Annotated in this window: 19 protein-coding genes; 18 read left to right on the top strand and 1 reads right to left on the bottom strand. The window is 32.8% G+C overall.

What is annotated here, in order from left to right:
- Positions 1–21 precede the first annotated feature (21 nt).
- Both DMR38_RS02180 and DMR38_RS02185 read left to right on the top strand, forming a co-directional pair.
- Entirely contained in the window at positions 22–1164 is a 1143-nt protein-coding gene (locus DMR38_RS02180; protein WP_127719794.1) for a TolC family protein, read from the top strand.
- A 156-nt stretch (positions 1165–1320) separates the two neighbouring features.
- Complete coding sequence (locus tag DMR38_RS02185) at positions 1321–1728, top strand: hypothetical protein (protein ID WP_127719795.1); 408 nt, start codon at positions 1321–1323, stop codon at positions 1726–1728.
- Between the two features lie 158 nt (positions 1729–1886).
- On the opposite strand, the gene DMR38_RS02190 is transcribed toward DMR38_RS02185, so the two are convergent.
- Positions 1887–3644 (bottom strand): WG repeat-containing protein, encoded by a 1758-nt coding sequence (locus DMR38_RS02190; RefSeq protein WP_127719796.1) that lies wholly within the window; start codon positions 3642–3644, stop codon positions 1887–1889.
- 224 nt (positions 3645–3868) lie between these two features.
- Between DMR38_RS02190 and DMR38_RS02195 the strand changes: the two genes are divergently transcribed.
- The 16 genes from DMR38_RS02195 to DMR38_RS02285 all read left to right on the top strand — a co-directional run bounded on the left by DMR38_RS02195 (position 3869) and on the right by DMR38_RS02285 (position 19774).
- Positions 3869–4741: an SLAP domain-containing protein gene (locus DMR38_RS02195; protein ID WP_127719797.1), complete on the top strand. Its 873-nt coding sequence runs from the start codon at positions 3869–3871 to the stop codon at positions 4739–4741.
- 188 nt (positions 4742–4929) lie between these two features.
- Positions 4930–6735 carry a cell wall-binding repeat-containing protein gene (locus tag DMR38_RS02200; protein WP_127719798.1) on the top strand — a complete coding sequence of 602 codons (1806 nt, stop codon included), beginning with the start codon at positions 4930–4932 and terminating at the stop codon, positions 6733–6735.
- Between the two features lie 190 nt (positions 6736–6925).
- Positions 6926–8260: a cell wall-binding repeat-containing protein gene (locus DMR38_RS02205; RefSeq protein WP_127719799.1), complete on the top strand. Its 1335-nt coding sequence runs from the start codon at positions 6926–6928 to the stop codon at positions 8258–8260.
- Between the two features lie 146 nt (positions 8261–8406).
- Complete coding sequence (locus DMR38_RS02210; RefSeq protein WP_127719800.1) at positions 8407–9453, top strand: DUF2140 domain-containing protein; 1047 nt, start codon at positions 8407–8409, stop codon at positions 9451–9453.
- A gap of 30 nt (positions 9454–9483) precedes the next feature.
- On the top strand, positions 9484–10167 hold the full coding sequence (locus tag DMR38_RS02215; protein ID WP_127719801.1) for a Wzz/FepE/Etk N-terminal domain-containing protein: 684 nt from the start codon (positions 9484–9486) through the stop codon (positions 10165–10167).
- A 116-nt stretch (positions 10168–10283) separates the two neighbouring features.
- Positions 10284–11051: a CpsB/CapC family capsule biosynthesis tyrosine phosphatase gene (locus DMR38_RS02220; RefSeq protein ID WP_127719802.1), complete on the top strand. Its 768-nt coding sequence runs from the start codon at positions 10284–10286 to the stop codon at positions 11049–11051.
- Positions 11052–11090: 39 nt separating this feature from the next.
- Positions 11091–11810, top strand: a complete 720-nt coding sequence (locus tag DMR38_RS02225) for a CpsD/CapB family tyrosine-protein kinase (RefSeq protein WP_127719803.1) — start codon at positions 11091–11093, stop codon at positions 11808–11810.
- A gap of 120 nt (positions 11811–11930) precedes the next feature.
- A complete protein-coding gene (locus DMR38_RS02230) occupies positions 11931–12158 on the top strand; it encodes a DUF1659 domain-containing protein (protein ID WP_127719804.1) in 228 nt (75 codons plus the stop codon).
- Positions 12159–12224: 66 nt separating this feature from the next.
- A complete protein-coding gene (locus DMR38_RS02235; RefSeq protein WP_127719805.1) occupies positions 12225–12443 on the top strand; it encodes a DUF2922 domain-containing protein in 219 nt (72 codons plus the stop codon).
- A gap of 363 nt (positions 12444–12806) precedes the next feature.
- A complete protein-coding gene (locus DMR38_RS02240; protein ID WP_127719806.1) occupies positions 12807–13430 on the top strand; it encodes a sigma-70 family RNA polymerase sigma factor in 624 nt (207 codons plus the stop codon).
- A 19-nt stretch (positions 13431–13449) separates the two neighbouring features.
- Positions 13450–14016 carry a sigma-70 family RNA polymerase sigma factor gene (locus DMR38_RS02245; protein WP_127719807.1) on the top strand — a complete coding sequence of 189 codons (567 nt, stop codon included), beginning with the start codon at positions 13450–13452 and terminating at the stop codon, positions 14014–14016.
- A gap of 1229 nt (positions 14017–15245) precedes the next feature.
- Positions 15246–15914, top strand: a complete 669-nt coding sequence (locus tag DMR38_RS02260; RefSeq protein WP_127719808.1) for a sugar transferase — start codon at positions 15246–15248, stop codon at positions 15912–15914.
- 150 nt (positions 15915–16064) lie between these two features.
- Entirely contained in the window at positions 16065–16571 is a 507-nt protein-coding gene (gene loaP / locus DMR38_RS02265) for an antiterminator LoaP (RefSeq protein ID WP_175412898.1), read from the top strand.
- 16 nt (positions 16572–16587) lie between these two features.
- Positions 16588–17658 carry a GDP-mannose 4,6-dehydratase gene (gene gmd, locus DMR38_RS02270; protein WP_127719810.1) on the top strand — a complete coding sequence of 357 codons (1071 nt, stop codon included), beginning with the start codon at positions 16588–16590 and terminating at the stop codon, positions 17656–17658.
- A 33-nt stretch (positions 17659–17691) separates the two neighbouring features.
- Positions 17692–18627 (top strand): GDP-L-fucose synthase, encoded by a 936-nt coding sequence (locus DMR38_RS02275; RefSeq protein ID WP_127719811.1) that lies wholly within the window; start codon positions 17692–17694, stop codon positions 18625–18627.
- Between the two features lie 175 nt (positions 18628–18802).
- On the top strand, positions 18803–19774 hold the full coding sequence (locus tag DMR38_RS02285; protein ID WP_347562537.1) for a WecB/TagA/CpsF family glycosyltransferase: 972 nt from the start codon (positions 18803–18805) through the stop codon (positions 19772–19774).

The following is a 19774-nucleotide window of genomic DNA, read 5'->3' on the forward strand; positions in this document are numbered from 1 at the left end:
CATATTGAAGGGGGAAAAAGGATGAAAGGTAAATTAAGTATAGCAATTGGATTAGCATTAGCTTTTAGTATAAGTAGTACATGCTTTGCAGCAAATAATAGTACCATAACACCTGTAAATAGCATTACTGGTAATGCAACTTTAAGTTTGGATCAGGTACTTAATGATATAGAAAAAAATAGTGTATCTATCCAAACTAAAGAACAAAAAATACTTCTATATCAAAGACAATTTGACAGGGACAATATGAATGCAGCTCTTATAAATAACAGTGGAACAAGTGAGGCTAATTATCCAAATGGACAATATGCAAATATAAAGCTTACTACAGATGTAATTCCAAAGGCAGATGAACAGAACATAAAAGACGCAAAACATGATAAGGATGATTCGCTGCAGAATCTTAAATTTTCTACAGAACAGCAGTATTTAAATGCTCTTACCAATGAGGATCAGATAAATACAATTAATGACCAGATAAAAAATGTTGAGGAACAAATTGCCCAGACCAAGGTGAAAATAGCAAATGGACAACTTACAAATAATGACTTGCAGTCTTTACAAGTTCAGGAAAGTCAGCTTCAAGCCTCATTAAATCAGCCTAAAGCACAGTTTCAACAAAATTTATTGGCTATAAAGCAGACAATAAATATGGATCTTGATGGGGATTTGACTCTGGTTCCGACTGAAAAATCTTTTGTAAAATATAATGACAGCAATATAGAAGATAAGATTAATAAAGCAGTTGACAGTAACTATAATATAGGGAAGATAGATAACAATCTGGATATACTTAGAATAAAGGAGAATATATATAAGCAGTATTCTCATAATGATGCATCAGGTGAGGTAAGTGCGGGACTTAGCATTGAAGATCTTGAAAATAGCCGTACTAATACTATATTGACTATTAAAACTAATTTGTGGAATGGCTACTATGGATTAAAAACTTTAGAGGATGCTATAGAAACTGAACAAGCAAAAGTAGCAAGTGCTCAGTCAACTTACGATACTACGGAAGCAAAGGTTCAACAGGGAGTTGCCGTGCAGCTTCAAGCAGATTCTGCAGCTCTTGCACTTAAAAGTGAAAAAATTAATTTAAAAAATGCTATAAACAATTATGTGGTAGCAGTAGAGCAATTTGAATATAACTTAACACAATAATTTTACAGACAATATTTAAAAACTATGCTAGATAATATTTAGCATAGTTTTATTTTTGTAGAAAATTAAATTTTTATTAAAATAAATAGAAATACTATAAAATTGAATCATATATGATAAAATGAGATTTGAAATAATTATATGGAGAGTGATAATGTGAAACACAATTTTAAAAAATTAGGAATACTTGCATTGATGTTAACACTGCTTATATCTCTATCGGGATGTTCCTTTGGAAAACAATCTTCCCAAAATGATGCTTCAAAAATTGCGGCGGAAAAACAGAAGGAGGCAGCAAAACAGAAAGAAGCAGCTAAGATAACAACAGATACAGACAAGACAGCTCAGCTTAAGAAGGAAAAAGCTATATTTAATGGACAGGTATATGTACAAAATAACAGAGCCATAGCTACAATGGTAATTAAAAGTGGAGTTAGTGACAAAGAAGCTAAAGATCTTGCACAAAAATATGCCCAGGATTTAAAGAAAAAATATAAGAATATGCAGGTAAATGTAATGGCTGTAAGAGATAATAAAAGTATAGTTAATTTGACTGTAAAGTAATGCAGAATACTATAATGTAAGAATTAATAATGAAGAATTAATAGTGAAAGATGATTTTTAGCTGTTACAAAAAATCCACATTAACTATTAATTCTTCATTCTTAACTATTAATTAAAAAAGCTTTGCGTCTCAATATTTCTAAATTGAGAATTCCATACTAGTTATTTAATACTTGAAAGCACATTTCTGTAACATTAGGTTTTAATTTATTTCTTCCCATATCCTGTATGTTGTATTTGCCGTTACTTAAGACTGTAATGGTATATGTTTCTCCAGGGGTATAGCCATTAGAGGGTGGATTTATCACTATAGTATCAGGGCTTTCAAAAGTAAAGGAAACATTTACGCATTTTTTGCTGCTGTCAGTAACACTAATATTGTCTGTCATAGTCATGTCTATGTCATTTAGAACTGTATCGTCTTTGTTTGAGAGAGTGTGTCTTCCATCTATGGCTTTAGAAAATTTTATTTTCCAGGTTTTAAAAGGATCATTTATTACAGTGTTTGGTATGGATTTTATATCTGTATTTTTTATTATATTACACTTGCCATCTTTTACAGCAAGGGAACAGCCTTCATTAAAACTGGAGGCACTATCAAAATTATAGGTGATAAAAGTGGAGCCAAGTCTGTCAATGTAACCCCATTTTATATACTTTTCTTTGAGTTCTGAGTCATCAGAATTTTCAACAGAAGAAGAACCAGTATTTTTTTTTACCACAGCATATCCTTCATTAAAATCTGAGGCATTATCAAATATAGGACTTATTACCACGTCACCTTTTGAGTTTATAAATCCATATTTTCCATCCTTTTTCACCATTGCCATACCTTCCTTGAAAGCATACACTTTGTCCAATTGAGATTCGTGAGTTAATTCTCCTTTTTTATCTATGAATCCATACTGATCATGTGAACATACAATGGCTTTTCCTTCTTGAAAAGTATCTATCCAAGTAAATTGTGGACTAACAATTATTTTGCCTGTAGAATTAGTTATACCATATTGACCGTTTTCAACTATTTGGCACATTCCGTCATCTTCAGGTATTATGCTGTCATAATTTAAATCCAGAATTAAGTTCCCTTTTTTATCTATGGCACCATATTTATCTCCACTTGATATTTTTATTAAATTATTGTTTAAATATGATATGTCAGTGTATTTAGGTTCTAAAACTATTTTTTCATTCATATCTGAAAGACCCCAGTGTTTATCCTTTTTAACAGGAACAAGTCCGAGAACTGGAGATTTTATTTCATCAAAATTAAAGGATGTGAAGTTCCCCGACTTGCCTATAATACCCCAGGTATTTCCTTTTTTTACAGCAGCATATCCATCGTTAAAATCATAGGCATTATTATAATTACATCCAGAAAGTAAAGTGCCATCACTTTTTAAAAATCCATAACTATTGCCTTCCCTAACTCTCATAAGACTGTTATAAAATCCATAAATTGCATCAAACTGTGGCTCAGTTACAATTTTACCCGAGCTATTTATTAAACCCCATTTGGAATTTTGTTTTACAGCAGCTAGTCCATTTGCAAAAAAGTCTGAAACTTCTTCAAATTGTGGTTCTACTACAACGGATCCATTTTCATTGACAAATCCAAATTTAGAACCTTTGGCAATTTTTGCATATCCGTTTTTAAAGGAAGATATGGAGGTAAATTTGGCTGGCAATTTTACTTTACCGTCTTTGTCAATTAATCCATAAAAATTGTTATTTTGAAATTTTGCAAGGTTTGTTTCAAAGGCATATACATTTGTACAGGATACATTTAAATCTGTAATTGAATGATTTAAGTTGTTTGATGCTGACACTTTTGGTGAGTTGAAGATAAACCCAGTGCTGGTTGAAAGCATAAAAGTAAACATTAAGCTTAAATATTTTTTAGATACTTTTTTCAAAGTTCTTCCCTCCTTAAATATATTTTTAGCTTATTATACCATTTATATTATGTTATTAGAATTAGCATCAATAAAATTTATCCCCTTGGAATTTACTTATGGAAAAGTTGCCATCGTTTTACTACAGATTGAAAATTGACAACTTAAAATGGTAATGATATATTTAACTAAGATATCATTAAAATGATTAACAACTATTTATTATATGGATTTGGAGGTATAAAATGGTTAAAAAAGCACAGAAAGATAGGGCACAGGACAGTGAAGAATATGTTTCAACAGTTCTTTCACTTTTAGATGAAGAAGAAAATGTAGTTTCAGATGTGCAAAAAGAGATTTTTGAAGATGAAATAAAAGAATTACCACCCATAAAAGAGGGACAACTTAATGTATCAGGTGTATATGCTTATGATTTAGGAGACAAGCTTGAAGTTAAAATATATGTAAGAAATGGCCTTTCAGATAAATTGAATTTACGGATGATACCTTTTGTAATTAAGAACTCTAAAGGAGATATTCTGGCAGCACAGCAATTTAATTTAGCTTGTCTTGGAGAACTGCCACCTCATTCTGCAAGACCTATAAAACTTTATTTTGACAAAAAAAATGTTAAAGTAGATAAGATACCTCAGGACGATTGGCAGGTTGCTTTAAATGGAGAGTTTAATGTTACATCTACTGTAAGACCTATATATGAAGGCCTTCCTGTAGGAATGAAAGATGAAGACAAACTGGTTTTTAATAAGTTTTTAGCTGAACTTCCTGAAATGGAAGAAGGAGAATTTAGTATATCAACTTTTAGTATTGGAATTCAAACAAATGGTAACATTTTAGTAACTGCTGTTATGAGAAATGCTGCAAATCAGCCTATTACTATAAGCAAAATACCTATGACTGTACTGGATGCTAAAAAGAGAGCTGTTAAATCTGAAAGTTTTGAGTTGAAAGATTTTACAGTAAGTCCTTGTAGGGCAAAGATATGTAATTTTGCATTTCCTACAGATGTACATCCGGAACAAAATCAGGCTCTAGATGGGTGGTCTGTGGCATATAAGCTTGTTAAGATAAACGGTAAGGTCAATGTAAAAAGAAAATAATTTTTACAATTCCCTATAGAAAATTGCAAATTATACGAATATAAAAATGTGCATAATTTTTAAGTAACATTTAAAAAAATGTGTATTTGAACTATAATGTATATGTAACAAATTGTAAAGAAATGAATTGTTCAATGTTGTGTTAGATTATTTATGAAGAAATATATGATAATTTGGAGGGATTATTTATGCAGAAAAAAAGCAAAAAGGTTCTGTCAGCTTGCAGTATAGCATCTTTACTTGTGACGACTACGGCAGTTTCCACAGGTGTAAAGGCTGCAGATTCTGGTGTGAACAGAGTAGGTGGGACTAACAGATATGAAACAGCTACAAAAGTGGCTGATTCGGGTTGGACTTCATCAGATTATGCTATAGTGGCAAATGGAGAAGGTTATGCAGATGCACTTTGTGCTACGCCGCTTGCAAAAGCCAACAATGCACCTATACTTTTAACTACAGGTGACAGCAGTAATGCTTTAGAGCAAAATACATTAAATGAACTTAAAAAATTAAACGTAAAACATGTAATTGTAGTTGGAGGAACAGGAGTAGTACCTGACAGTGTTTTAAATAGCATAAAAGCACAGGTAACTGATGTAGAAAGAATAGGTGGACAAGATAGATATGAAACTTCTGTAAAAATAGCAGAAAAGATTGGAACACCTACGAAAGCAGTTATTGCCAGCGGAGAAGGTTATGCAGATGCCCTTTCAGCAGGTCCTGCTGCAGCTATAAACGGAATGCCTATACTTTTAAGTAGAGCAGGTAGTTTACCAGATACAGTATCAAACTATATTAAAGCACATTTACAAATAACTCAAACTTATGTAATAGGTGGTATAGCATCTATAAGTGATTCTATTTTAAACTCACTTCCATCAGCAAAAAGATTAGGTGGACAAACTAGATATGATACAAATGTAGCTGTACTCAGAGAATTTGCTTCAAGCTTTAATTTCAACAGTATGTATGCAGCACTTGGAGATGGACCTTTAGGCAATGAATTTGCAGACGCACTTACAGGTGGAGCACTTGCTGCTAAACTTGGGAATCCTCTTGTAATAACAGGAAAAACAATAAGTTCTGCTACTTCAAGTTTTCTTAAGGAAAAGGGACTTACAAATAGTACTCTTACAGTATTAGGAGGAGCAGGTAGCATACCTGATTCAGTTGCAAGTGATATTAAAGGTGATATGGGAAATTCATCAACAACACCAGGTGGTGGCAACGGTGGTAGCAGTGGATCAAGTGTACCTCTTAGTGGTGCTTTGTTAAATGGTTCAATAGTTAATAATGACAATTATAAACAATTTGTGAAAGATCTAAATACAGGTAAGTATTACAATGAATTTTTTACAATAAAACCAAATGAAGGTTCTAACGATACATCTATAAGTGTACAATTAAAGAAAAATGATAGAAGTGTTGAAGACATATTTGTAGATGCACAAAATAAATATCTAGTTGACGGAAAACTTACTGATAGTGATATTCAGGCTATAAAGGATAATGTGGATAAAGCTAATGCTAAATTAGATTTGGTATATAATAAACAATTATTAGGAAGTTTAACTATAGGAAATAGCAATAAAGACTTAAAAACATTTTTATCAAGTCTAGGATCAAAATATTTCCTTACTGATGGTTCGGGACATTTAGATAAAGATTATATAGTGAATAAGATAACTACAGATTTACCTAAATATAATACTGCTAGTGGATATGAAACGTTTAAAAATGATTTAACTACGAAAATAAGTAACTATTTTAAGAATGATTCTTCTAAAGATACAATTGTTAAATATCACGGGTATACCTTAGGTAATATATATAAGGATAGTACAGAAATGTTTGATTCTGGATGGTCACATGAAACTAATGCAAATAAATTAGTGGATATAATTTTGCCAAGTAGTAGAGTTGGTGGAACATATACTATTAATTTTGCTAATAGTGCTGGACATCTTATAATAGACGTATCTAATATTAACTAAAACTGAAAAGTTCAATAAAACTCAGGCCTAAAACCTGAGTTTTATTAATAAGTATAAATATAATAGAAAATCTTAAAATTACCACAACATGCAAGACAATAGTGGTAGACAAAATAAATTTTAAGACTTACTATTAAATTGAGAACTGAATTGTGAAATGTGAATTGTGAATTAAATAAGGGGGATACTTATGTTACGAAGAAATAAAATAATTTCAAAACTAATACTTGGCGTTTTTCTTGCCTCCTCTACAGTATTTGCTGCAGGGCAAAATGTATTTGCAGCATCGAGTAGATTATGGGGACAGGATAGATATGCAACTTCTACTGCGGTATCTAAAAATAGTTGGGGATCTTCTGACTACGTAGTACTTGCCAGTGGAGAAGGCTATGCAGATGCCCTCTGTGCAGCACCTGTTGCAAAAAAATACAGTGCACCTATACTCTTGACTGGAAGCAAAGAGTTAAATGAAGGTGTGAAAAGTGAAATAGCAAGACTTAAGGCAACTCATGTAATAGAAATAGGTGGAGAAGCCTCCATTTCAAGTGATATAGAAAATGAACTAAAGTCCATGAAACTTAATGTACAGCGTTTAGGAGGACAAAATAGATTTGAGACTTCTGTAGTTGTGGCAAATTCTCTGGGAAATGTTACTAAAGCAGTTGTAACTTCAGGATATGGATTTGCAGATGCCCTCTCCATTGCCCCTATAGCTGCAGAGCAGGGTATGCCAATACTTTTGACGGGAAAGGACTCACTGTCTGATGCTGTACAGAATTATATAAATCAGAATAAAGGTTCTATAAAGAATTCCTATGTAATAGGTGGAGAAGGAGTTATAAGTGACAGCGCTATTTCAGGACTGCCTGCAGTGGCTAGAATAAGCGGCCAAAATAGATTTGATACCAATGTAAAGGTATTGTCTTATTTTAAAGGCAGCATTGACTTTAATAAATTATATGTAGTTAAAGCAGATGGGCCTACTGGAAATGAATTTGCAGATGCTCTTTCCGGATCTGCAGCTGCAGCAAAAACATCTTCACCTATAATTTTGACTTACAACACACTTTATTCTGGAATGGAAGACTTTATAAAATCAAACGTGCCTAAAACTGCAAGTGTTACAGCTATTGGTGGAGCCGCAGCAGTTCCTGATAGTTTGGTAAGTGTTGTAGAGCAGACTGTATCAGGAATAAGCATACAAAATCCTCCAACACCTGTAGGAGGGTCATCTTCTTCTGATGATGCCAATTTGAGTTCGGTATTAAGTAAACTTAAATCTATGGATACTTCTAAATTGGATAATAATCAAAAAACCATAATTTCAGATATTATAACTGCTTTAGACAAATATGAGGCAGATTCAAATTATAACTATAATGCAGATGCAAACAATGTAAAACAGCTTTATAATAACCTTACACATGATGAAAAGAGCAGCCTTCAAACTGCTGTGGTAAATGCAGGGGTAAGCATTTCAGAAGGCATTACACTTGCTAATAAGTTTGGATTATATCAGAAATAAATTTGGATTAGTTGGATTATAAAGTTTTAATTTACACCAATTAAATAAAATTCTTTTGTAAATAAGTTATCTTTAAATATGTTATAATAAGTGATGTATTTAAGGATAACTTATTAAATCATTTTTAAATTTTAGGAGAAAATAGTATGGGTAAATTGAAAAGTAGAAAAAAACCGGTGATTCTAATTATAATTGCCTTATTAATTGCTGCAGTCGCAATTTTTACCAAACTTGTTTTTTGGAATTCGTCCTACAGTTCACCTAAATACAAGTTTTCGGCGGATCTTTTAACAAAAATGTTAAAAGCTCAGGAGAGCGGTGGAACTGCAGAACTTTCAAAAGATGAGGTGAATGGAGTTATATCCCTTTATTTTAAGCAGTATAAAACTAATGATCTTGTAGTAAAGTCAGTGGAAGCAGATTTTAAAGGTGATAAGATGGTATTTTTTGTACCTGTTACCTATAAAAATTTTAATCTGTTTTTGTCATCTCAAGGGGATGTTTCTTTTGAAAAGGGAAAGATAGTATATAACCCTGAATATTTTAAGTTAGGTAAGATTACTTTACCAAAGTCTTATGTATTAAAGAAATTACAACCTAAGTTGAAAAGTGGAATGGCCCTTGAAGGAGATTCCATAACTATTAGTACTAGTGAACTTCCAATAAGCATAAAAAATATAAATGTAAAAGATCAGAAACTTTTAGTTACTCTTGAAAAGAAGCAGCTTAATATTGAAGATATGCTTAAAGGAAAAATAAGCAGTTCGTTACAAAATTTTATAAAAAATTTTTCTAATGTAAAGAATTTGGACTCTTCCACGAAAACTAATGGTGAGAGCACAGGTGTAAAATCAAATAATAATAGTAATCCATCTGTCAGCAGTACTCAGTCAAACAGCAGCAAAACTCCTGTTTCACAAGAAAGACAGCAGGCATTAAATAGGTTATCAAGCGGTCTTAATGCGGCTTCAGGCGCTGTAAGTACTGGAGGACAAAAAGCAGTTATATCACAGATGGCATCTATTGTAAATAATATGAAAGATTCTTCATACAATCCTTATTCCGCAGAAGGTAGTGTTAGAGCTGCCTATAATAAATTGTCTTCTCAAGAAAAAGCTGAATTAAAAGCTGCTATAGGTTCTAATGTAGACTCATCTGCTGTAAGTATATTAAGCAGTATGATAGGAAATTAATTTACGCCAAATTCAAGGAGGAATATCTTAATGGAAGAAGAAACAACGCTAGATCTTAGAGACTTCTATTATATATTGAAAAAGAGATTTAAACTCATAGTATTAGTAACGGTAGCTTGTACTTTACTGGCTGGAATTTTAAGTTTTTTTGTAATAAAACCAACCTATGAAGCAAGCACTACTATAATAGTTGGAAAACCTGAAAACAGCCAAAAATCCAATACCCAATACAATGAGGTTATGATGTATCAAAATTTGGTAAAGACCTATGCACAAATTGCAGGATCAAATGCTGTTATGGAAAGTGCTTCTAATAAGATGAATGGCTCTGTAAGTGCAGGTCAACTTCAAAAGATTATTACAGTTACACCACAGCAGGGTACACAAATTTTACAAATAAAAGGGCAGAGTAAAGATCCATCCCAGGCTGTAAATATGGTAAATGCAGTATCAAATTCTTTTATAACTGAATCCAAAAGAGTATTTCCAACAGGCGGAGATATACAGATTATGGATAGACCTCAGTTCCCTAACAAACCGGTAAAACCTAAAAAAGTGCTTAATATGGCAATTGCATTCTTTATTGGACTTATGGCCTCTGTTGGTTTTTCATTTATGTTGGAATATATGGACAATACTATAAAGACAGAAGAAGATGTAAATAAAACTTTGGGGATGCCTGTAATAGGTATAATACCAAAAGGCAACATGTAGACAATTCACAGTGCACGATGCACGATGCACAATTGAGAATTAATTGTGAACTGTGAACTGTGAACTGTAAATTGTGAAATGTGAATTGTGAATTGTGCATTGAAAAGGGGTATAGCATGATAGATATACACAGTCATATACTTCCGGGTATAGATGATGGATCAAAATCCATGGAAGATACTATGAATATGCTGAGGCTTACAGAAGAAGATGGGGTGGAAACTATAGCCGCAACCCCCCATTTTTATAAAGGATACTATGAAAACAGCTATAAAGATGTTATTGAATTAGTAGATAAGGTGAGGAATGAAGCTAAGCAGGAGAATATATGTGTAAATATTGTTTCAGCTCAGGAAGTGTTTTTGGACAGACATACCATTGAAAATTTTAAGTCAGGGGAAATAGGATGTATTGAAGGAACTAATTACATGCTGGTAGAGCTGCCAATGATGAATTTACCCCAAAATGCTCTGGATATTATATATGAACTTGAAATAAGAGGTGTGCATCCAATTTTGGCCCACCCTGAAAGGTATAAGTACATTATAGACACACCTTCTAAAATAAATGAATTTATAAATGAAAAATGTTTACTTCAAGTAAATACAGGGAGTCTTTTAGGCCTCTTTGGGAAAAAGGTAAAAAAAACTGCAGAACTTCTTATAGAAAGTGGAGTGAGCAGCTTTATAGCTTCAGATGCCCATTCCACAGGAGTAAGGTGCCCTGGTATCAGTAAAGCTTTAGAGGAAGCTTCGCGATTTAACAAGGGTATAGAAGAACAAGTACTAGATAATTGCAAAAAAATGCTTAAAAATGAAATAATACAGCTCCCAGAGGAAAGAATAAAAGAGAGAAAGGGTATTTTTAGTTTTTTGAGAAGATAGATAAAAGTACCATTATGATAGATAAATGGAGTGAAGACAATGGAAAAACCAGATATAATCACTGTAAAAAATCCTAAGGATCCTATTGCCGAAGCTTATAGGACACTTAGAACCAATATTCAGTTTTCTTCTTTTGACAAGAAGATACAGACTATAATGCTCACAAGTTCAGGACCTGGAGAAGGAAAATCAACTACCTGCTCAAATTTGGCAGTAGTTATGGCAGAGTCAGGCTCAAAAACAATCATAATAGATTGTGACCAGAGAAAACCCAGGCTTCACAAGATATTTTTGACTTCAAATGAAATTGGATTGTCAGATGTTTTGGCTGGAAAAGTTGAATTTGAGGACGCTGTAAAGGAAACAGGCGTAGAAAATCTTAACCTGTTAACGTCAGGTACCAGACCGCCTAATCCATCAGAGCTTTTGGGATCAAAGAAAATGGAAAACTTTTTACAGGACTTAAAGGAAAAATATGAATACATAATAATAGATACGCCCCCTGTAGTTGCAGTAACAGATGCACAGCTTTTGTCCCGTTATGCAGATGGATGCCTGCTTGTAATAGCATCTTCCCAGGTGGAAAAAGAAGCAGCAGTAAAGGCTAAGGAACTTCTTGTAAAGGTAAATGCCAATATAATAGGAGTAGTTTTAAATAAGCTGGAGATAAAGGAAAAGGGCTATTACGGCTATTACTACCATTATTATTATGGCAGTGATGGAACTAAAATTAAAAAGAAAGAAAAAAGAAAAAAATAATGTATTTTTAAAAAGTGGTTGGAATTCTAAGTTGGATATTCTAACCATTTTATTTTTTTGAAAAAATTTTGCCTCTTTTCTAAAAGGTGCATATATATTACTTGAAAGGGGTTGATAAACATGGCTGTAAAGTCAACAACATTGCAAACTTCATTAATACTAAAGTATAAGGATGGTTTAGATGCCAAGGGGAAAGAGGTAATTAAACAACAGAGGTTTTCAAACATCAAGACAACTGCTGCAGACCAGGATATCTACAATGTTGCAAAGGAAATAGAAAAGCTTCTTGGAAAGACATTAAATGAACTTGTAAAGCAAGACCAGAATGCCATAACAGTAACTGCTTAAGCTTAAACTTAAAATTGTGAATTGTGAACTGTGAATTGTGAATTGAAAAGAAGGGTGGGAAAAATTATGAGTAAATCACTAGTTATGAGTTTCTTTAATGAGCAAGGTAAAAAAACTTCTATAAAGGTTCAAAATGTAAAAGAGGGCATCACAGATCTGGAAGTAAAAAATGCTATGACGGCAATTATTGCAAAAAATGTATTCACTTCAAAAAGTGGAAATCTAAAATCCATAGATGCAGCACATATTTTAGATAGTTCAACTACGGAACTTGAGGTAAAATAGGCATAAGTAAGTAAAAAGCAGCGGATTTAGGCTAGTATTGTCTAAATCCGCTAGCTTTATCTGATGGCTACCAGCCGTAATACCCCCATCTTCTTATAAAGTGGGGGATAACGGCTGCTACGCCCCTGGATAACGATTTCTAAGTTTCAGATGGAGAAAAAAACTCCACCTGAAACCAAGAACTCTGTTTATATAAAGTTAGATAAAAAGTGTTACTTTTATAAGGGAAATGTGGTCTTATATAGTGAAAGGTATATATTCTCATATTTAGCTTAATTTACATAATGTGCATTTCAATTATAAATGATATATATGTTATGTTGTAAATATTACCTTTAAAAATACTGTATTGGGGGAATGGCTATGGAAAATGACATCCACCTGAAGGAGCTTATAAAGGGAGTTAAAAATGAAGAACCTTACTGGACAGCTAGACTAGAAACACACTTTATAAAAATTATAGAAGAACTTTATGATGAAAAGATGTTTAAACACTGTGGAAGTATTTATGAAGCAGATGTTAAAAATAAATGTCTTCACAAAATGATTGTATATTGTGAAAAATTCAGGGGAAGCACCTGGAGTGAATTTAAAAGCTACAACATAAAGATAATAAGAAGTGTCATAGTAAATGCTGTAAATAGTAATTGCAGGGTAAAAAATATTACTCTAAATTTGGAAAACGATTTCAACGAAGAAGATGCGATGGACTATATGTGCAATAGGCATAAAGGAAGCGTAACTATGGAAGACGAGATATTAAATAAAATTATTTTAGAGGAAATGTTTGAATATTTTAATGGACAATTAAATGAAAAAGAAAGAAAAACCATGTATTTAATTATTCACTATGACAATTTAAAAGAATATTCTAAAAAAAACAATTGCAATTATAATGCACTTAAGCAGAGAGTGTATAGGCTCAGGAAAAAGTTAAACAAGCTTAGAAGAAAATACTACTTAAAAATCGGACTTGATGAAATTTGAAAATTAGGGGGATAAAAGTATGGAAAATCTACAGCTTGAAATTTTACTTGAAAGAGCCCAGAGTGGAGACAAAAATGCAGTAGAGAATATATGCATCAAATTCAACGGCATGGTAATTAATATGGCAAAATGTACTTATATAAAAGGATACGATATGGAGGACCTGATACAAGAAGGACGGTATTCTGTTATAAAGGCAATTGGAATGTATGATATAAATTCTAAATATCCATTTGCCGCCTATGTGAAAAGTTCTGTTAAAAAGAATTTCTATAATATGATAAGAAGCAATATAAGGAAGGTAAGCTGCTGCAGCCTTTACAGCAAAAATGAGGAAGGGTGCGAGTTCATAAATATGATAGCTTCAGATGAAAATATTGAAGAGAATTTGATAAAAAGAAAGCTTATAATTCAGCTGAATAAAGCTATGGACAAGCTTCCCGAGGATAAAAGAAATTTAATAGATTGGTACTATATTCAAGATAGGAGTTTAAATGAGTATGCTGAAAAAGAGGGAATCTCTTATAGAACTGCGGTATATAGGAAGAGAAAAGCCCTGGAGAGTTTAAAGAACTTTTTAGTTTGAAAGTTGACTTATGCAAGCCATATACTAACAAATTTCATCACACTAAAAACTTTTAATAAGTCTAAAGTTCGGTATTTTGAAAATCTAAAGAAGCTTATATAAACTCGTACCTCAGACAATTCAAAAACCCTAAGCTTTTTAATAAATTTTCTATTAAGACTTATCCGATGACTACCTGCTCTAATATTCCAACTTCTTCAAGTGGGAGTAAAGAGCAGCTACGTCCCTGGATAACGATTTCTAAGCATCAGGTGGAGTCAAAACTCCATCTGATGCCAAGAACTCTGTTTATATACAAAATATTTAAATGTATTTGCTCATTGTAAAATATTTCTACGCATAAGTTTATCTGATGGCTACCTACTGTAACACTCCAGCTTTTATCAAAGTGGGAGATAACAGTAGCTACGCCCCTAGATAATTCATCTAAACTTAGTTAAAAAATAAAACTTTAAAGAGAAAGCCACTATCATCAAATCATAGATTTGGGATATCTGCTTTGCCAGCTAAGTAAGATTCATTGATTTTTAAGTTAGAAAGGTCTGCGTGGAGTTCCTAAAATACCTCACTAAGACTTATACAAAAAGTTTTTAAATGTGCTTTCAATTTTGTTAGCATATTTTATGTATAAGCTCAAATTTCAATTAGAGAGTCTAAGAGAAAAATGAAGCGTCTGGCAAATCCAGACGCTATTTTTTTATTTTTAAATGCAAATTGTGTTTAAAAAAGATGACAATATGACAAAGTTTTTAAAAGATAATGTATTAAAAATTGTCCACATTTAATTCTAATAAAGTTAATATTAAATATAAATATTTTTCCTATTTTTTTATTAAAATTTACAAATAGGTTGTATTTAAAGGTTGTCTATATTTAAATAGGGTATTATAATTAAAAAAGAAGGTAGTATATTAATCTAATTGGTGAAAAAAATGGGTAACTTGGTTAATATATATGTTTTTTTACATAAAGTTCAATAAGGTATAAACGAAGATACTAATGTGGAATTAATAGCCTCAGATCAGATGAGGAATTTTATTGAGAGGTTTAACTGAAGTAAATTTCTCATAAAATGTTTGATACTGGGTTTATTTTTGCAATAATTAAAATTTATGAATTTAATATATAAAATTAGTTCTAGATTTAAAGAAAGTGGCATATACATATAAAGATTTTGTTTAAAAAAAGTGTTATGTGGGTTCGATTATTGTATAAGTAGGGGGGATTATATGACAGAATTGCAAAGCAGACCTATGGAAGTAACAGTAGAAAATATGGAAAATTATAAAAAAAGTGCGATTTATTATTTTGTTAAAAGAGGTATAGATTTAATTTTGTCTTTTTTAGGCATCATCGCCTTTTCTCCTATGATGTTGATGGTGGCTATTGCAATCAAGCTTGATTCAAGGGGATCTGTTATATTTTCTCAAGTGAGAGTGGGTATGGATGGAAAACCTTTTAAAATGTATAAATTTCGCTCTATGGTAGATGATGCAGAAGAACTTTTGGACAATCTTAGGGGCAAAAATGAAATGACAGGACCCATGTTCAAGATAAAAGAAGATCCGAGAATTACAAGGGTAGGTAAGTTTATAAGAAAAACAAGTCTTGATGAACTTCCCCAATTGTTCAATGTAATTAAAGGGGACATGTCACTTGTTGGACCAAGACCCAATCTTCCACAGGAGGTAGTAAAGTTTACCGAGTATCAAAAGAAAAAACTTATTGTAAAGCCTGGACTTACGTGTTACTGGCAGGTTATGGGAAGAAGCAGTATTGATTTTGATGATTGGATGAGATTGGATTTAGAATATATAAGGGACAGAAGTACACTGCTGGATATAAAGCTTATATTTAGAACTTTGGGTGTATTTTTGGGGGATGAAAATGCGAGCTAAGAGGCTGCATTATAACACAAATTTTAGATACTTAAAATCGTCGCGCTGCCGCGTTTTGATTATCTAAATGTCATAAATATATAGAATTCACAGTTAAAAGGTTGTATTTTAGCTGCGGAGGGGCGAAGCCTGCCCAAAAGGAGGACAATTATGTGGTATGCAGTTCAAGTTAGAACAGGAGAGGAAGAAAAGATAAAATTTATTTGTAATAAGTTGATATCTAATGATGTTCTAGAGGAATGTTTTATCCCTTATTATGAGAAGAAGATTAAATATATGGGTAAATGGCATATAACAAATGAAATATTGTTCCCTGGATATATATTTATGATTAGTGACCATATAGATGATTTGCTACTTAATGTAAAAAAGATTCCTAAATTAATTAAAATTCTTGGAGATGGAAAAGAGATAATACCCCTATACGATAGAGAGATAGAATTTTTAATGAGGTTTGGAAAAAAAGATCATTTTATTAAGATGTCCTATGGATATATAGAAAATGACAAGATTATAATAACAGATGGTCCAATGAAGAATTATGAAGGAACTATAAAAAGGATTGATAGGCATAAAAGAAAAGCAGTAATAGAAATAGAGTTTTTTGGAAGGGTTATGGATGTTAGTGTTGGTGTAGAAATTGTTAAAAAGATATAGGTTAGGAGAAGTTAGAATGAAAAAAGCACTTATAACAGGAATAACAGGACAAGATGGATCATATCTATCTGAGTTTTTACTGGATAAAGGATATGAAGTTCATGGAATTATACGACGAGCAAGTACATTTAATACAAAAAGAATAGACCATTTATTTGAAAACCCCGAAATAGGAAATAAGAAATTATTCCTTCATTATGGAGATTTAACAGATTCAAGTAATATAAACAGGATAATTGAAAAAATTAGTCCAGATGAGATTTATAATTTGGGAGCGCAAAGCCATGTTCAGGTTTCCTTTGAAGTTCCTGAATATACAGCTGAAACAGATGCATTAGGAACACTAAGAATTCTTGATTCAATAAAAGAAAACCGACTTAAATGTAAATATTATCAAGCTTCAACCTCAGAATTATTTGGAGGTATCCCTGGTACAGCACCTCAAAGTGAAAAAACACCATTTTATCCGAGAAGTCCCTATGCAGCAGCAAAGCTATATGCATATTGGGTTACAGTTAACTATAGAGAAGCTTATAACGTATTTGCCTGTAATGGAATTTTATTTAACCATGAATCTCCAAGAAGAGGAGAAACATTCGTAACAAGAAAAATTACAAGAGCTGTTGCAAGTATTATAGCAGGAAAACAAGATATATTAACCTTAGGAAATCTTGATGCAAAAAGAGATTGGGGATATGCAGGAGATTATGTTGAAGGTATGTGGCTTATGCTTCAACAAGATAAGCCTGATGATTATGTTTTGGCAACTGGAGAAACACATACCGTAAGAGAATTTGTTGAACTTGCTTTTAAAGAAGCAGGCATTGAAATAGGATGGAAGGGAACAGGTATAGAAGAGAAAGGTTACGATAAAAAGAGTGGCAAGACTTTGGTTGAAATCAATCCAAGATACTTTAGGCCTACAGAAGTTGATTTATTATTAGGGAGTCCAGCAAAAGCTGAAAAGGCTTTAAAATGGAAAAGAAAAGTTTACTTTAAGGATTTAATCCGTATGATGGTTGAAAGTGATATGAAGGAAATTGCTGGGATTGATTTAGCTAAAGACGAGGCTGCAGCATCCAGATAAAAATTTTTAACTATAATTTTGGGAGATGTAATAATGGAAAAGAAAAGTAAAATCTATGTAGCTGGACATAAGGGACTGGTTGGTTCAGCCATAGTAAGAAATTTGAAATCAAAAGGTTATACAAATATAATAGGAAGAACACACAGCGAGCTTGATTTAGCAAATCAGGAAGCTGTAAGAAAGTTTTTTGAAGAAGAAAAACCCGAATATGTTTTTCTAGCTGCTGCACATGTAGGCGGGATAAATGCCAACAATACATGTCCTGCAGATTTCATTTATGAAAATTTGCAGATAGAATGCAATGTAATAAAAGCATGTCATGATTTTAAGGTTAAAAAGCTTATGTTTTTAGGAAGTTCATGCATATATCCTAAAATGTGCCCTCAGCCAATTAAAGAGGAATACCTTTTATCAGGATATCTTGAACCTACCAATGAAGGATATGCCCTTGCTAAAATTTCAGGCTTAAAAATGTGCCAGTTCTTTAAGAGGCAGTATGGTGATAATTTTATAAGCGTTATGCCGACAAATTTGTATGGACCGCATGATAATTATAACCTACAGACTTCGCATGTTGCACCTGCACTAATCAGAAAATTTCATGAAGCAAAAATAAGTAACGCTCCTTCTGTTGAGGTATGGGGTACTGGAAAGCCGTTAAGAGAGTTTTTGCATGTTGATGATATGGCAGATGCCTGTGTATATTTAATGGAAACATATGATGGTGAAGAGCATGTCAATATTGGGACAGGTAAGGAATTGACTATAGGGGAACTTGCGGAGATGATAAAAGAAGTTGTAGGTTTCAAAGGTGAATTGAAATTTAATCCTGAGAAACCAGATGGAACTCCAAGAAAATTACTTGATGTATCCAAGCTTATAAGTTTGGGCTGGAAATACAAGATTGAACTCAGAGATGGGTTAAAAAAAAGTTATGAATGGTATAAGGAAAATTATAAATGTTTTTAGTTTACATTCTGTATTTTATACATTTATGATATTGAATTGAAAATGTGTTTGTTTGTCAATTGCTAATTTGCGTATACAACATCATAAAGTAACAATTGTAGGCGTAATTGAAGCTAAGGTTGATCTAGTCAACTAAAGAAAATCATCAATTTAGAATGAATACATAGAAAAATATATGGCTGAAAAAGAATTGGATTTAACCGCAACACTGGATGATAAGAACATCGAGATAGGCAAAATATTTGTCTGTGGTTATAGATTGTTAATTCTTTGGATTGGAGAAGCCTTCTTTCTGAAGTGTTGGGAGAAGGGTAATGCATGTACAGAACTTTCGACATATGAAAACGTAGGAAGGGGAAGCAGTACCAAGATGATGGAGACTGAATACAAGAGAAAAGTAGATAAAAGCAAAATCCCTACCTGCAATATCATGGGCGTCAATATAGCTGCCATCGACATGGATTGGCTTCTGGATTATCTGAACGCTAATGTTAAAGAGTTAAAGGGCAATTACATAACTGTAGCCAACGTTCACACCACAGTAACGGCGTATGAGGATCTGGAATACTGTGCTGTTCAAAACGGTGGCATTATGGCAATTCCAGATGGTGGACCTTTGAGTTCTGTAGGCAATAAGCGTGGTTATAAGAATATGCATCGTACTACCGGGCCAAATCTGATGGGCGAGATATTCAAAATATCAACTGAGAATGGCTATCGCCATTATTTCTATGGTTCTACAGATGAAACGTTGAAAGCGCTATACCAAAAACTTACGAAGAAGTACCTAGGCATTCAGATTGCCGGAATGTATAGCCCTCCGTTCCATCCACTAACAGAAGAGGAAGATGTAGCTGTTATCAAGAAAATCAACGAGACAAAACCCGATTTTATCTGGATCGGGCTTGGCGCTCCGAAGCAGGAAAAGTGGATGGCAGCCCATCAGGGAAAACTTGATGGCTTGATGGTGGGGGTTGGTGCTGGATTTGCATACCATGCAGAACAGCTGAAAAGAGCGCCAGAGTGGATGCAAAAGAGCAATCTGGAATGGGTATATCGCTTGATTCAGGACCCGGGAAGACTGTTTAAGCGTTATTGGCACACGAACACAAAATTTATCTGGAACGCTGTGATAAGGGGGAAATGA

The organism is Clostridium sp. AWRP (assembly GCF_004006395.2).
Taxonomy (GTDB): Bacteria; Bacillota; Clostridia; order Clostridiales; family Clostridiaceae; genus Clostridium_B.

Excerpts from the sequence above, each read along its gene's own strand:
- DMR38_RS02180 (WP_127719794.1), top strand. The coding sequence starts at position 22 with ATGAAAGGTAAATTAAGTATAGCAATTGGATTAGCATTAGCTTTTAGT.
- DMR38_RS02195 (WP_127719797.1), top strand. The coding sequence starts at position 3,869 with ATGGTTAAAAAAGCACAGAAAGATAGGGCACAGGACAGTGAAGAATAT.
- DMR38_RS02200 (WP_127719798.1), top strand. The coding sequence starts at position 4,930 with ATGCAGAAAAAAAGCAAAAAGGTTCTGTCAGCTTGCAGTATAGCATCT.
- DMR38_RS02205 (WP_127719799.1), top strand. The coding sequence starts at position 6,926 with ATGTTACGAAGAAATAAAATAATTTCAAAACTAATACTTGGCGTTTTT.
- DMR38_RS02210 (WP_127719800.1), top strand. The coding sequence starts at position 8,407 with ATGGGTAAATTGAAAAGTAGAAAAAAACCGGTGATTCTAATTATAATT.
- DMR38_RS02215 (WP_127719801.1), top strand. The coding sequence starts at position 9,484 with ATGGAAGAAGAAACAACGCTAGATCTTAGAGACTTCTATTATATATTG.
- DMR38_RS02220 (WP_127719802.1), top strand. The coding sequence starts at position 10,284 with ATGATAGATATACACAGTCATATACTTCCGGGTATAGATGATGGATCA.
- DMR38_RS02225 (WP_127719803.1), top strand. The coding sequence starts at position 11,091 with ATGGAAAAACCAGATATAATCACTGTAAAAAATCCTAAGGATCCTATT.
- DMR38_RS02230 (WP_127719804.1), top strand. The coding sequence starts at position 11,931 with ATGGCTGTAAAGTCAACAACATTGCAAACTTCATTAATACTAAAGTAT.
- DMR38_RS02235 (WP_127719805.1), top strand. The coding sequence starts at position 12,225 with ATGAGTAAATCACTAGTTATGAGTTTCTTTAATGAGCAAGGTAAAAAA.
- DMR38_RS02240 (WP_127719806.1), top strand. The coding sequence starts at position 12,807 with ATGGAAAATGACATCCACCTGAAGGAGCTTATAAAGGGAGTTAAAAAT.
- DMR38_RS02245 (WP_127719807.1), top strand. The coding sequence starts at position 13,450 with ATGGAAAATCTACAGCTTGAAATTTTACTTGAAAGAGCCCAGAGTGGA.
- DMR38_RS02260 (WP_127719808.1), top strand. The coding sequence starts at position 15,246 with ATGACAGAATTGCAAAGCAGACCTATGGAAGTAACAGTAGAAAATATG.
- loaP (WP_175412898.1), top strand. The coding sequence starts at position 16,065 with ATGTGGTATGCAGTTCAAGTTAGAACAGGAGAGGAAGAAAAGATAAAA.
- gmd (WP_127719810.1), top strand. The coding sequence starts at position 16,588 with ATGAAAAAAGCACTTATAACAGGAATAACAGGACAAGATGGATCATAT.
- DMR38_RS02275 (WP_127719811.1), top strand. The coding sequence starts at position 17,692 with ATGGAAAAGAAAAGTAAAATCTATGTAGCTGGACATAAGGGACTGGTT.
- DMR38_RS02285 (WP_347562537.1), top strand. The coding sequence starts at position 18,803 with ATGGCTGAAAAAGAATTGGATTTAACCGCAACACTGGATGATAAGAAC.